Raw genomic sequence first — 14,256 nt, 5'->3', positions numbered from 1 at the left:
CGAGACGGCAGGCCCGCTTTTGCTTGTTCTTGCGGGTGCCGATCAATCCCGGCACCCGAGCATTGCGCGTCTGAATTGGCGCGCAGCACCTACAGCGCCGCGCATCCCTCAGGATGCGCTAAGGCCGCCATAGCACTTTGAATTGCTGCATAATTTTGCCCTCAAGTCGATCCTGAATTGAGGAATTATGCACCGGGCAACCCGCGTTGCTGGTCGCCCGGTCGAGGATCAAGCACGCGCTGCGAGGATCGACGCTTCGAGAATGTCGAGCGCTTCGGCGAAGACTTCGTCCTGGATGGTGATCGGCGCCAGGAAGCGGATGACGTTGCCGTGCACACCGCAGGTAAGCAGGATCAGGCCCTTTTCCAGAGCGATCAGGCGCACCTTGTTGGCAAAGTCAGCGCTCGGCAGGTTGGTCTTCACGTCGTTGAACTCGACGGCGTTCATGAAGCCGGGGCCGCGGATGTCGGCGATTTCGGGCGCCTGCTCGCGGATTGCGGCAAGCCGCTGCTTCAGCCGGCCGCCAAGCTGCTCGGCGCGCTCGCAGAGCTTCTCCTCAGCGATAACGTCAAGGACGGCGTGCGCTGCGGCGATGCCGAGTGGGTTGCCGCCATAGGTGCCGCCAAGGCCGCCCGGCGCTGGAGCATCCATGACTTCGGCGCGGCCGGTAACGGCGGCAAGCGGGAAGCCGCCGGCAAGGCTTTTCGCCATGGTGATGAGATCGGGCGCGACATCATGGTGGTCCATGGCAAACATCTTGCCGGTACGGGCAAAGCCGGTCTGAACTTCGTCGGCGATCAAGAGAATGCCGTGCTGGTCGCAAATTTCGCGCAGCGCCTTCATGAAGGCGGCAGGCGCCGGATAGAAGCCGCCTTCGCCCTGCACGGGCTCGAGAATGATCGCGGCGACGCGACCCGGATCGACGTCGGCGGCAAAGAGCTTCTTCAGCGCAGCGAGCGACTGTTCGGTGGTGACGCCGTGCAATTCGATCGGGAAGGGGGCGTGGAAGACGTCGCCCGGCATCGCGCCGAAGCCGACCTTATAGGGAACGACCTTGCCGGTGAGCGCCATGCCCATGAAGGTCCGGCCGTGGAAGCCGCCACTGAAGGCGATAACCGCCTGACGGCCTGTCGAGGCGCGGGCGATCTTGACGGCGTTTTCCACGGCTTCGGCGCCGGTGGTCACGAAGATGGTCTTCTTGGCGAAGTCGCCGGGCGTCAGTGCATTGAGGCGCTCGGCGAGATGCACGTAGCATTCGTAGGGAACGACCTGGTGGCAGGTGTGGGTGAAGCGATCGATCTGCGCCTTGACCGCCTCGATCACCTTCGGGTGGCGATGGCCGGTATTGACGACCGCGATGCCGGAGGCGAAGTCGATGTAGCGATTGCCTTCCTTGTCCCAGATTTCCGAATTTTCCGCGCGGTCGGCGTAGATCTGGGTGGTCATACCGACGCCGCGCGAGATGGCGGCGTTCTTGCGGTCGGGGAGGCTGGTCATGGCGCGTTCCTGTCGTCTGGAGTTAATATATTGCATTTTTTCTGCAAGTTTATTGTGGAAGTGGTACACCTTTCACTGTCGATTGCAAATCAAATTTGGTGATCGAGACACCACGGTTGCTGATGCGCCGTTCTTGTCAGATCTCGATCGCGGCGGCTAAGGTTGCGGACACGCCGGAATTGCAAGGATTCGGGCAGCGCCGCTGGGCGGTAAAGGGAAATTGGAATGGGCGCAGTGCGCTACAAGGTCGCTGAAGCGGCGCGACTGGCGGGGGTTTCCGCCTCGACGCTGAGGCTATGGGAGACGCAAGGTCTCGTCGTGCCCGAGCGCTCGCCGACGGGGCATCGGCAGTATACCGAGAACGATCTTGCCCGATTGAAGCGCATCTCCTGGTTCCGGGCCGAGCGTGGTCTCAATCCGGCTGCGATCCGTGAGGCGCTGGACGCCGAAGGGGCTGCGGACGACCAGCCCCCATCGGCGACGAGCGACGGGCCTGAAAACCAGATCGGGCGCAAGCTACGCAGCCTCAGGCACGCCGCCGGCAAGACGCTGGAGCAGGTCGCCGGCGAGATCGGCATCGCCGCCTCGGTGCTCTCGACGCTGGAACGCACGTCGCAGGGCGTCTCGGTCGCTGTGCTGCACAACATCGCGGAATTCTTCGGAACCACCGTTTCCAGCCTTGCTGGTGAAGAGGAGGCGGATACGCGCGCCGTCGTTCGGGCCGGCGAATGGCGGACATGGCCGCGCACGACCCCCGGCGTCACGGTGCAACTGCTTGCCGATGGCCGCAACCAGATGGATTGCCACCGCTTCGTGCTGGAGCCGGGCGCGTCCAGCGAAGGCGCCTACGGGCACGAGGGCGAGGAGTTCGTCTATGTGCTTTCCGGCCGCGTCGAGTTCATTCTCGACAGCGACCAGTTCTACGATCTCGGTGTCGGCGACTCGCTCTATTTCGAGAGCAAGAGGCGACACGCCTGGACGAACCGGCATGACGGCGAAACCGTGCTGCTCTGGGTCAACACGCCGCCGACGTTCTAATCGTCGGCCGATCACGCGGCATTCCCAATTGAAACGAAATCGGCGCGCGGTGCGAATAGAACCGCGCGCCGATCGGTGTTGTGAGCCTAGGCAAGCCGTCTGCTCCCCGATCCGGTGGCCCGGAGCGGGGAGGGATTGTCGGATCAGCCGGCCGCGTAGCGCTTTGCCATTTCCGGCAGGCGCAGCGTGCGGATCTTCGAGGCCTTGCCAGCGGTGCGGAAGGCTTCGAAGCGCTCCTTGCAGACTTCGGTCATCAGCGCGGTTGCCGGCTTCAGGTAGGTGCGCGGGTCGAAGTTTTCCGGGTTCTCGGCGAAGTTCTTGCGGATCGTGCCGGTCATGGCGAGGCGCAGGTCAGTGTCGATGTTGACCTTGCGAACGCCGAGCGGGATCGCCTTCTGGATTTCCGAGACCGGAACGCCCCAGGTCGGCTTCATCTTGCCGCCATAGGTGTTGAAGAGATCCTGCAGATCCTTCGGCACCGACGACGAGCCGTGCATGACGAGGTGGGTGTTCGGCAGCTTCTTATTGATCTTGGCGATCGTTTCGATCGACAGGATGTCGCCATCGGGCTCGCGGGTGAACTTGTAGGCGCCGTGGCTGGTGCCGATGGCGACGGCCAGTGCGTCGACGCCGGTCTTGGTGACGAAGTCGAGCGCCTGCTCCGGATCGGTCAGCAGTTCTTCACGCGACAGCTTGCCTTCGAAGCCGTGGCCGTCTTCCTTGTCGCCGGCGCCAGTTTCGAGGTTGCCGAGGCAGCCGAGTTCGCCTTCGACCGAAACGCCGGCCGCATGTGCAATCTTCACGACTTCTGCGGTGACGGCGACATTGTATTCATAGCTGGCAACGGTCTTGCCGTCCTTCTCCAGCGAGCCGTCCATCATGACGGAGGTGAAGCCGTTGGTGATGGCCGAAATGCAGGTCGACGGCTGGTCGCCGTGGTCGAGGTGCAAACAGACCGGGATATGCGGGTATTCTTCCGCCGCGCCGAGGATGAGGTGGCGCAGGAACGCGTCACCGGCGTAGGAGCGGGCGCCACGGCTTGCCTGAAGGATGACCGGACTGTCGGTCGCATCGGCGGCGCGCATGACGGCCTGAATGTATTCCAGATTGTTCACATTGAACGCCGGCAGCGCGTAGTCGTTCTCCGCCGCATGGTCGAGCAGTTGCCGCAATGTGATCAATGCCATTCGCTATCTCCCTTTGGATACTCGGTGCAACCTATGCGGCGCACCACAAAAACAATCCGGCCGTTGAACCGCACGAAATGCATCGATGGCAAAGTCGATGGCCGGCTTTTTCGTGCGGCGTGACGGCGCGCGCGAATTGGTCGCGCCCACCGAAGTCAGGCGCACAATAGTTCATCGAAGTGGTTTGACAACCGGGCAAAAGGCAGGTTGCCAGAGGTCGAAACTCGCTTCAATCGATTTTACTGTGGACTGGATGCAACACCTTCAGTGTGAAGTGTTTTCACTTTCTGGTGGTGCCTGAGAGGAGGGGGAGCCGAGGGCAGTGAATGCAACCATTGGGCGCTGGTTTTGTCTGCTACACCACCGCGGTGGATGCCCTCTCGGAAACAGTCTGTCGACAGGAGGTGAACGTCTCGCAAGAAGATTGCGGCAACGCCCCTCTTTCTTTGCGCAGATTACGTAAACTGCCGCTAAAATTCACAAACTTTGCATCGCGGATGATTCGAGGCCCAATCCGGCCGACAAAAAGCGCGGACCTAAAACGTTGCAGTAGATTTCGCAAAAATGCCCTGTTCACGTCATATGCCCGTCGCAAAGGCGACGAAAAGAATCGCAAACAAAATACAACCTATGGGATAGGTCGATTCCCCTCCTATAGATAAAGATGCAGACAGCCGCAGAATCCGCCTTGCGTTCGCGAACGATTTGCACTTCTCTCCTGCGATCACAAACCCAAAACAAGGGGAAGGAGAGAAACAAAATGGCATCACTGAAACTCAACCTCCGCGCTGCCGCGCTGATTGGCTCGCTGCTCATCGGAGCAAGCCCGGCACTTGCCGAAGCTGTCCTGCATCGCGGCAACGCAGGTGAGCCGCAGACGCTCGACCAGCACCACACCTCGATCAACATTGAAGCGTTCATCCTCAAGGACCTCTACGAAGGTCTGACGATCTATGACGCCTCTGCCAAGATCGTCCCCGGTGTTGCTGAGACGTGGGAGCTTTCGGACGATGGCACGGTCTACACCTTCAAGCTGCGCGCCGATGCAAAGTGGTCGGACGGTTCGCCGGTAACGGCTGAAGACTTCGTCTTCTCCTTCCGCCGCGTCGAAGATCCGAAGACGGCTGCCGGCTACGCCAACATTCTCTTCCCGATCAAGAACGCCGAAAAGGTCAACAAGGGCGACCTGCCGACCGATCAGCTCGGCATCAAGGCGATCGACGAAAAGACCGTCGAAATCACGCTCGAGCGTCCGACCCCGTTCTTCCTGGAGCTGCTCGCACACCAGACGGCACTTCCGGTCAGCAAGGCCAGCGTCGAAAAGAACGGCGCGGACTTCGTCAAGCCGGGCGTCATGGTATCGAACGGCGCCTTCACGCTGCAGGCCCACGTTCCGAACGACAGCCTGACCGTCGTCAAGAACGCCAACTACTGGGATGCGGCCAACGTCAAGCTCGACAAGGTCATCTTCTACCCGATCGACGACCAGGCGGCTTCGGTTCGTCGTTTCGAAGCCAAGGAAATGGACCTCGTCTACAACTTCTCGGCTGACCAGATCGACCGTCTGCGCACGTCCTATGGCGAGCAGGTCCATGTCTCGCCGTCGCTTGCGACCTATTACTACGCCTTCGACACCCGCCAGGAGCCCTATAGCGACGTTCGCGTCCGCCAGGCTCTCTCCATGGCCGTCGACCGCGACTTCCTCGCCAAGGAAATCTACGCCGGTTCGCAGCTCCCCGCCTATTCGATGGTTCCTCCGGGCATCGAGAGCTACGGTGAGCCGTCCAAGGCCGAGTTCGGCACGCTGTCGCAGCTCGACCGCGAAGACAAGGCCATCGCCCTGATGAAGGAAGCCGGCTACGGCGAAGGTGGCAAGCCGCTCGACATCGAGCTGCGCTACAACACCAACCCGAACCACGAGCGCGTCGCAACGGCTGTCGCCGACATGTGGAAGAACACCTTCGGCGCCAAGGTGTCGCTGGTGAACCTCGACGTGTCCTCGCACTACGCCTACCTGCAGGAAGGCGGCAAGTTCAACGTTGCCCGCGCCGGCTGGCAGGCTGACTACGCGGATGCCGAGAACTTCCTGGCGCTCAGCGTCGGCTCCAACAAGACCTTCAACTACGGCCATTTCGAAAACGCCGAGTTCGACGGCCTGATGAAGAAGTCCTACGACGAGCAGGATCCGGCCGCTCGCTCGAAGCTGATGCATGAAGCCGAAGCGCTGCTGATGAAGGAACAGCCGATCGCTCCGCTTCTGACCCAGGCCGACCTGTGGCTGGTTGCCAGCCGCGTCAAGGGCTGGGCGGACAATGCTCCGAACGAGCACCTCAGCAAGTTCCTGAGCATCGCCGAATAACGAACAGAGACGACGCGCGGTCATAAGGTCGCGCGTCGCCTCCGGAGCACGTCCATGATTTCCTTCATCCTTCGCCGATTGGCGAGTGCGGTGCCGACCTTGTTTATCGTCGTCACCATTTCGTTTTTCTTGATGCGGTTCGCCCCTGGTGGCCCCTTCAACCTCGAGCGTCCTCTTCCGCCACAAACGATGGCGAACCTGATGAAGACGTACCAGCTCGACCAGCCTCTTTGGCGCCAATACACGCACTATCTCAGCAATGCGGTGACCGGCGACTTCGGCCCGAGCTACGTCTACAAGGACAACAACGTCGCTGAATTGATCGGCAAGGGTCTGCCCTATTCGATGGAACTCGGCTTCTACGCGTTGCTTATTGCGCTGATCGGCGGCGTCACCGCCGGAACGATTGCCGCGCTTCGGCAAAACAGCGTCCTCGATTTCACCATCATGTCGTTTTCGACGATAGGGGTCACCGTGCCCAACTTCGTCGTCGGCCCGGTGCTGACACTGGTCTTTGCGATCGTGCTCGCATGGCTGCCGGCCGGTGGTTGGGGGGATGGATCGCTGCGCTTCCTGATCCTGCCGATGATCGCGCTGGCGCTGCCGCAGCTTGCGGTTTTTGCGCGGCTCACGCGCGGCTCGATGATCGAGGCGCTGCATACCGACCATATCCGAACGGCCAAGGCCTATGGCCTGCCATCGCGAACGGTCGTCGTTACCCATGCGATGCGTGGTGCGATGCTGCCGGTCGTGTCCTATCTCGCGCCCTGTGCTGCGGCCCTTCTGACCGGCTCGGCCGTCGTTGAGACGATCTTCACCATCCCGGGCGTCGGTCGCTACTTCGTCCTTGGCGCCATCAACCGTGACTACACGCTGGTGATGGGCACAGTTATCCTCGTTGCCATCTTCGTCATCGTTTTCAATCTCCTGGTCGACATTCTCTACGGCCTGCTCGATCCGAGGGTTCGCCATGACTGATATCGCCCAGACCCCGGCGGCGACGCCGGAAACAAAGGGGCGCAGCCTCTTCCAGCTCGCCGCCATGCGCTTCAAGCGCAACCGTGCCGCCATGGCCGGCTGCTTCATGCTGGCGCTTATCGCGCTGTTCTCGTTCCTCGGTCCGTTCTTCGTCCCGCACACCTACGATCAGGTGTTTCCGTCCTACGTCTCGATCAGCCCGAGCCTGGAGCCGCGTCCAGATACGTCGACGCTTCAGGACGTGATGGAAGGCGTCGCCACACGGGCACGCGTCACGCTCAAGGAGTTCAATCTCGAGGGTGAAACCTTCACCGCGACGATTACTTCCGAACAGCCGATCGATTCCCGCGCCACGCGCTACTTCGACCGCGCCAACGAATTCCGCGACACCCAGGTGGTGGCAACGGAAAACGACGGAAAGACGCTGAAGGTGACCGGCCAGGTCGACCGGGAATACTTCCCCTTCGGCACGGATTCCAACGGCCGGGACCTCCTGGTTCGCGTCATGCTCGGCGGCCAGATCTCGATCGCCGTCGGCCTGCTTGCGAGCCTCGTGTCTCTCGGGATCGGCGTGGTCTACGGCGCGACATCGGGCTACATCGGCGGTCGCGTCGACAACGTCATGATGCGTCTGGTTGAGATCATGTATTCTCTGCCCTTCGTGTTTCTGGTCGTCGTTCTCGTCGTGTTCTTCGGGCGCTCGTTCATCCTGATCTTCCTGGTGATCGGGGCAGTGGAATGGCTCGACATGGCCCGTATCGTGCGCGGTCAGACATTGGCGTTGAAACGTCGAGAATTCGTCGGCGCCGCGCAGGCGCTCGGTCTCACGGATTGGCAGATCATCCGCCGGCACATCATCCCCAACACGATTGGCCCGGTCATCGTTTTCGTGACCGTCGTCGTGCCCAAGGTGATCCTGCTCGAGAGCTTCCTCTCCTTCCTCGGCCTCGGCGTTCAGGCGCCGCTGACGAGCTGGGGGGCGCTGATCTCGGAAGGCGCAAACAACATCCAGTCGGCGCCATGGCTTCTGATCTTCCCGGCCATCTTCTTCGTCCTGACGCTGTTCTCGCTGAACTTCGTCGGCGACGGCCTGCGCGACGCGCTCGACCCGAAGGATCGCTGACATGGCAGATACCAAGGAAACCATCCTGGCCGTTCGCGGTCTCAAGGTGAACTTCTCGACGCCTGATGGCACGGTCGAAGCGGTCAAGGGCATCGATCTCGATGTGCGCACCGGCGAAACGCTCGCGGTCGTCGGCGAGTCCGGCTCCGGCAAGAGTCAGACGATGATGGGCATCATGGGTCTGCTTGCCAAGAACGGCACCGTGACCGGCTCGGCAACCTACCGCGGGCAGGAGCTCGTCGGACTGCCGGCTAAGGCCTTGAACCAGGTCCGCGGCGCGAAGGTCACCATGATCTTCCAGGAGCCGATGACCTCGCTCGATCCGCTCTATCCGGTCGGTCGCCAGATCGCCGAGCCGATCGTTCACCACCGCGGCGGCACGTTCAAGCAGGCGCGGGCGCGCGTGCTCGAACTGCTGGAGCTCGTCGGCATTCCGGAACCGGCGCGCCGCATTGACAGCTATCCGCACGAGCTATCGGGCGGCCAGCGCCAGCGCGTGATGATCGCGATGGCACTTGCGAACGACCCGGATCTGCTGATTGCGGACGAGCCGACGACGGCGCTCGACGTGACGATCCAGGCACAGATCCTCGATCTCCTGAAATCGCTGCAGAAGCGATTCGGCATGGCGATCGTGCTGATCACCCACGACCTCGGCATCGTCAAACACTTCGCCGACCGTGTCGCCGTGATGCGTCGCGGCGAAGTGGTTGAAAAGGGCACGACGGCCGACATCTTCGAACGGCCGCAGGCCGACTATACGAAGATGCTGCTTGCCGCCGAACCGAGCGGCCGCAAGGCGTCTCCGCCCGACAGTGCGCCGATCATTCTTGAAGGTCGCGACGTCTGCGTCGATTACCAGATCGGTGGCGGCCTCTTCCGCGGCGGCAAGTCCGTCTTCCGTGCGGTCGACAGCGTCAATCTGCGCCTGAAGGAAGGGCAGACGATCGGTGTCGTCGGCGAGTCCGGTTCGGGCAAGTCGACGCTCGGCCGCGCGCTTCTTCGGCTCCTGCCGAGCAGCGGCCACTACCGCTTCGGCACGACGGATATCTCCGGCTTCGACCGCGGGCAGATGCGGCCGCTGCGGCGCACCCTGCAGCTCGTCTTCCAGGATCCTTACGGCTCGCTTTCGCCACGGCGCACCGTCGGCGAAATCATCACCGAAGGCCTGCACGTGCACGAGCCCGAGCTCACCCGCGCCGACCGCGACCGCCGGGCGTCGGAAGCGTTGAAGGAAGTGGGGCTCGATCCCGCCTCCCGCAACCGCTATCCGCACGAGTTCTCGGGCGGCCAGCGCCAGCGCATCGCCATTGCTCGTGCCATGATCCTGAAGCCCAAGGTCGTCATCCTCGATGAGCCGACGTCGGCGCTCGACCGTTCGGTCCAGGGGCAGGTGATCGAGCTGTTGCGCGACCTGCAGCGCTCACACGGGCTCTCCTACATCTTCATCAGCCACGACCTTTCGGTGGTGAAGGCGATGTCGGACTACGTGATCGTCATGAAGAACGGCAAGATCGTCGAGGAAGGCGAGACCGATGCGATCTTCGAGGCGCCGAAGCAGCCCTATACCAAGACGCTGATCGGCGCTGCCTTCAACGTTTGAGCAGGCACAGGCCTTCAAAATTTAGCGGGGACGCGAGCGATCGCGTCCCCGTTTTCGTTCGCGGGCTCGGAAACGTCAGGTCTCGTTCTCTGCGGAGAAATCGGAAGCGACGAGTTTCTTGTCGAGCCCGAACTTCTGCATCTTCTCGTAGAGCGTCTTGCGCGAGATGCCGAGGGTCTCGTAGACCGGCTTCAGCGCGCCGCCATGGGCGGCGATTGCGCTGGCGATGAGGCCTTTTTCATAGGCCGCCACCTTGTCGGCAAGGCGGTTGCCGTTTTCCGATCGCGCGCTGTCGTCGGGAGCCGCATCGAGCCCGAGCACCAGCCGCTCGGCGGCATTGCGCAACTCGCGCACGTTGCCCGGCCAGTCGCGCTCGGCGATTTCGGCCAGCATCGATTGGGAGATCTCCACCTCATCCCGGCCGTAGCGAGCGGCCGACTCCCTGACCAGTTGCAGAAAGAGCAGCGGAATGTCGGCGCGCCGCTGGGCAAGCGAGGGGACGCGGAGCGTCGCGACGTTGAGGCGATAGAGGAGGTCCGCCCGGAAGCGCCCGGCGGCGACTTCCTTTTCGAGATCGACCTTGCTGGTGGCGATGAAACGGACGTCGAGCGGGACCTGCTCGTTCGATCCGAGCCGGGTGATGACGCGTTCCTGCAGCACCCGCAGAAACTTAGCCTGGAGGTCGAAGGGCATCGAGCCAATCTCGTCGAGCAGGATCGTACCGCCGCGACCATGTTCGAACTTGCCGTAGCGCGGACGGATGGCGCCGGGAAAGGCGCCGGGCTCATGGCCGAAGAGCTCGCTTTCGATCAGGTTTTCGGGCAGTGCGGCGCAGTTGATAGCGATGAACGGGCTGTTGGCGCGGGTGCTCAGATCATGCAGCGTGCGGGCCAGCACCTCCTTGCCGACGCCGGTATCGCCGATGATCAACGTATCGGCATCGGCCGCGCCGAGCGCGCGGATGCGGTAGCGCAGATCGACCATGACCTGGCTTCGACCGGGCAGCCGCTGTTCGATGTCGTCGCGCTTGCCGGCAACCGCCTTCAGCCGGCGGTTTTCAAGAACGAGCGCGCGCCAGTCCAGTGCCCGGCGGATCGTGCCGGCGAGCATCTGCGCTGCGAAGGGCTTCTCGACGAAGTCATAGGCGCCTTCGCGCATGGCCCGGACCGCGAGTTGCACATCGCCATGGCCGGTGACGAGGATGACCGGTACCTCCGCATCGATTTCGCGGATGCGCTGCAGGAGGGTCATGCCGTCCATGCCCGGCATGCGGATATCGCTGATCACCACGCCAGGAAAACTGTAGCTGATGAATTCGAGCGCGTGTTCGGCGGCCGAGAAGGTATCGACGCGGAAACCGGCCAGCTCGAGCGCCTGGGCGCTCGAATGGCGCACATCCTCTTCGTCATCGACGAGCAGGATCCGGCTCTCGATCATTCGGCGGCCTCCCGGGCATTGCTGTTTTCGGCAGCGAGTTCGATGCGGAACTCGGCGCCGCCTTCCGCAAGGTTAGTGGCGACAAGGCTTCCGCCGAAATCCTTGATAATGTTATAGGAAATCGAAAGGCCAAGGCCCAGCCCCTTGCCGACGCCCTTTGTGGAAAAGAATGGGTCGAAGATACGTTCGGCAATCGCCGGCGCAATGCCGGGGCCGCGGTCGCTGACGGTCAGCACGACTTTGCCGTCTTCCTGCTTCGCACGCAGGCGGATGGTGCGGTCGTCAAGGCCCTCGACGGCATCGGCGGCATTGGAAATGATGTTGACGAGCACCTGCTGCAGGCGGACCGAGCCGGCCCGGACGACGAGCGGTTCGTTGCCGAGATCGATGTCGATGGTCGCCGCCGCCGCCTTCAGCCGAACCGACACGATCTCCATCGTGTCGCGCACCACTTCCTCGACCGGGACCCGCCCGAGTTTCTCGTTCGGTTTGCGGGCGAAATTGCGCAGGTGCTTGCTGATCGCCGCCATGCGGTCGACAAGCCCGGAGATGCGGCGGATATTGTCCGTCGCCTCGTCGGACCGACCCCGCTCGATCAGCAGTGCGGCGCTGTCAGCATAGGTCTTGGCGGCGGCGAGCGGCTGGTTGAATTCGTGCGAGAGGGCGGCGGACATCTGCCCGAGCCCTGCCAGTTTTCCGGCCTGGATCAGATCGGCCTGCGTCCGTCGCAGTTGCTTCTCCGTCAGCCGCCGTTCGGCGATCTCTTCCTCGATCTGGCCGTTGACGCGGGCAAGGTCAGCGGTGCGTTCGTCTACGCGGCGTTCCAGCTCGGCCTGTGCTTCCGCCTGCATCGACAGGCGCTCGTTGAGCCGCGCGCGCCGCTGGAGAATGATGGCGACGCCGAGACCGGCAAGGCAGAGCAGAAGCAGAGCGGCGATAACAGTCGTCAGCGCCTGTGTTCGCACCGACGCGGTGTCGACCAGCACATTCACCGTCCAGTCGGCGTCGGGCATCCGCTGCGAAAGCATAAGGTATTCGCGGCTTGAGTTTTCGGCCGAGACGGTGAGGAAATGACGGTCGGACGAAACGCGCTCCGACACGGGAAGGGCATGTACGGTCGCATCGGCGTAGCGCCTGGAGGCCTCGGTTCGTGCAAGCCGGTCCGACGTCAGCGGCAGGATCGACGCGTAGCGCCATTCCGGATCGCCGGACATGAAGACGATGCCTTCCGGGTCGGAGACGAAGATCTTGTACTCGCCGCCCTGCCAGGACGCTTCGATGCGCTCGACATCGACCTTGAACACCATGACGCCGCGGATCTCGTTGCCGACCCGGATCGGGGATCCGAAAAAGTAGCCGCGTTTCAACGACGTGGTTCCGAGTGCATAGAACCGCGATTGCTCGCCGCGAAGCGCTTCCTGGAAGTAGGGCCGGTAGCTGAAATTCTGCCCAACGAAGCTCGTCGGCCCGTCATAGTTGCTGGCGGCGATGGTGTTGCCATCCGGCGTGATCACGTAGATGTCCGAGGACTGCAACAGGCCGTTGATGTCCTTGAGGTAGCTGTCGACGGCCTCCCGCAGTCGCCGGTCCCGTGGGCGGGTGACGAGCTCGCGGACATCGTCATGATCCGCGATCAGTGCCGGCAACGCCTGGTAGCGGTTGAGGTGGCCGTCGAGCGCGGTGACGGCGAGGCGCAGCGCCGTGGTCGCCTGAGCACCTGCCTCGCGCAAGTAGCTGTCGGTCGTGACCGCATAGCCTTTCCATGCCAGCATGGCTGCAAGCAGCGGCAACAGCAGGAACGCAAGGACCAAGCGATGTTTCACAGATATGCGCGCCCCTCCTCGCGTCGTTGCAGCAGATGCCGCCCGCCGATCTTAAGCATCGGGGCGAGGGCTCACAAGTCGCCGCTGCAACTCGCTTCTGTTGACGAGTTTTAGGTGTCGTCAACGATCTGTTGACAATGCGTTTGGTTGCGGCCGTCTTTCGCCGAGAAGCGGATAGGCGCATCTAAGACCCAACGGAGCGCCCGGTGGCGCCGGAAGAAAGGATCACGGCAATGCTCAATCAGATCAAGGGTCTGCATCACGTCACCTCGATGGCGGACGATGCGCGCGAGAACAACCTGTTCTTCACCAAGTCGCTCGGCCTGCGCCGTGTCAAGAAGACGGTCAACTTCGACTCGCCGGATGTCTACCACCTCTATTACGGCGACGAAGCCGGCACGCCTGGTACCGTCATGACCTATTTCCCGTTCCCGCAGATGCCGCGTGGCCGCGCCGGTACTGGCGAAGTCGGAACCACCGTCTTCTCCGTGCCCGAAGGTTCGCTCGGTTTCTGGAAAGAGCGGCTGGCGACGCTCGGCGCCACCGGTCTCAAGGATGAAGAAACCTTCGGTGAAAAGCGCCTGAACTTTGCCGGTCCTGATGGTGACGGCTTTGCGCTTGTCGAGGTCAGGGACGATGGGCGCACGCCCTGGACGGAAGGCGGCATTTCCGCTGATCATGCGATCCGCGGGTTCCATTCGGCAGCACTGCGCCTGCGTGACGAAGGTGCGACGGCGGAACTTCTGAAGTTCATGGGCTACGAAGAACTTGACCGCAAGGATGGTGTAACTCGTCTAATCGTGCCCGGCGGCAACGATGCCCGCGTCATCGACCTCGAAACGATGCCGAATATCGGCCGCGCCTCGCAAGGGGCAGGCTCGGTGCACCACATCGCCTTCGCGGTCGATAACTGCGAAAAGCAACTCGAGGTGCGCAAGGCACTGATGGACACGGGCTATCAGGTGACGCCGGTCATCGACCGCGATTACTTCTGGGCGATCTATTTCCGCACGCCGGGCGGCGTCCTGTTCGAGATCGCGACAAACGAGCCTGGCTTCGACCGGGACGAGGACCTCGCCCATCTCGGCGAGGCGCTGAAGCTGCCGCAGCAGCACAAGCACCTGCGCCCGATCCTCGAAAATCACCTGCAGAAGATCGACTAAGACGCCAAGAAGGCTCGCCGCCGCGGCGAGCCTTCGCTACCCGATCTT

General features: G+C 62.5%; 10 protein-coding genes. 6 read left to right on the top strand and 4 right to left on the bottom strand.

Annotated elements, in window-relative coordinates; translation table 11 throughout:
• Window positions 1–228: 228 nt before the first annotated feature.
• Window positions 229–1,497 carry a 4-aminobutyrate--2-oxoglutarate transaminase gene (locus IB263_RS25925; protein WP_112974754.1) on the bottom strand — a complete coding sequence of 423 codons (1,269 nt, stop codon included), beginning with the start codon at window positions 1,495–1,497 and terminating at the stop codon, window positions 229–231.
• Between the two features lie 225 nt (window positions 1,498–1,722).
• Between IB263_RS25925 and IB263_RS25920 the strand changes: the two genes are divergently transcribed.
• Window positions 1,723–2,535, top strand: a complete 813-nt coding sequence (locus IB263_RS25920; RefSeq protein WP_060601409.1) for a MerR family transcriptional regulator — start codon at window positions 1,723–1,725, stop codon at window positions 2,533–2,535.
• A gap of 143 nt (window positions 2,536–2,678) precedes the next feature.
• On the opposite strand, the gene fba is transcribed toward IB263_RS25920, so the two are convergent.
• Window positions 2,679–3,722, bottom strand: a complete 1,044-nt coding sequence (gene fba, locus IB263_RS25915) for a class II fructose-bisphosphate aldolase (RefSeq protein ID WP_034799614.1) — start codon at window positions 3,720–3,722, stop codon at window positions 2,679–2,681.
• A 760-nt stretch (window positions 3,723–4,482) separates the two neighbouring features.
• Between fba and IB263_RS25910 the strand changes: the two genes are divergently transcribed.
• From IB263_RS25910 to IB263_RS25895, 4 genes are read left to right on the top strand one after another with little or no spacing between them, the layout of a single operon-like run.
• Window positions 4,483–6,081 carry a peptide ABC transporter substrate-binding protein gene (locus IB263_RS25910; protein WP_034799615.1) on the top strand — a complete coding sequence of 533 codons (1,599 nt, stop codon included), beginning with the start codon at window positions 4,483–4,485 and terminating at the stop codon, window positions 6,079–6,081.
• Window positions 6,082–6,135: 54 nt separating this feature from the next.
• Complete coding sequence (oppB, locus tag IB263_RS25905) at window positions 6,136–7,059, top strand: oligopeptide ABC transporter permease OppB (RefSeq protein WP_034799616.1); 924 nt, start codon at window positions 6,136–6,138, stop codon at window positions 7,057–7,059.
• Window positions 7,052–8,182, top strand: a complete 1,131-nt coding sequence (locus IB263_RS25900; protein WP_034799617.1) for an ABC transporter permease — start codon at window positions 7,052–7,054, stop codon at window positions 8,180–8,182. Before oppB ends, IB263_RS25900 begins: the two co-directional genes overlap by 8 nt.
• 1 nt (window position 8,183) lies before the next feature.
• Window positions 8,184–9,785 (top strand): ABC transporter ATP-binding protein, encoded by a 1,602-nt coding sequence (locus IB263_RS25895; RefSeq protein ID WP_060530325.1) that lies wholly within the window; start codon window positions 8,184–8,186, stop codon window positions 9,783–9,785.
• A gap of 75 nt (window positions 9,786–9,860) precedes the next feature.
• Here IB263_RS25895 and IB263_RS25890 read toward each other — a convergent pair whose 3' ends face one another.
• Together IB263_RS25890 and IB263_RS25885 are read right to left on the bottom strand one after the other, a co-directional pair.
• The gene (locus IB263_RS25890; RefSeq protein WP_060586231.1) at window positions 9,861–11,222 is read right to left on the bottom strand and encodes a sigma-54 dependent transcriptional regulator; all 1,362 of its coding nucleotides are present in this window, start codon (window positions 11,220–11,222) and stop codon (window positions 9,861–9,863) included.
• Window positions 11,219–13,045, bottom strand: a complete 1,827-nt coding sequence (locus IB263_RS25885) for a sensor histidine kinase (protein WP_060601401.1) — start codon at window positions 13,043–13,045, stop codon at window positions 11,219–11,221. The genes IB263_RS25890 and IB263_RS25885 overlap by 4 nt, the downstream gene beginning before the upstream one ends.
• Before the next feature lie 233 nt (window positions 13,046–13,278).
• Between IB263_RS25885 and IB263_RS25880 the strand changes: the two genes are divergently transcribed.
• The gene (locus IB263_RS25880) at window positions 13,279–14,208 is read left to right on the top strand and encodes a VOC family protein (RefSeq protein WP_192439244.1); all 930 of its coding nucleotides are present in this window, start codon (window positions 13,279–13,281) and stop codon (window positions 14,206–14,208) included.
• The last annotated feature ends 48 nt before the right edge of the window (window positions 14,209–14,256 follow it).

The sequence above is a fragment of the Ensifer sp. ENS03 genome, from assembly GCF_014852035.1.
GTDB classification, from domain to species: Bacteria; Pseudomonadota; Alphaproteobacteria; order Rhizobiales; family Rhizobiaceae; genus Ensifer; species Ensifer adhaerens.
Note: the sequence above shows the minus strand (reverse complement) of the source record. Positions and strands in the feature narration are given on the sequence as shown.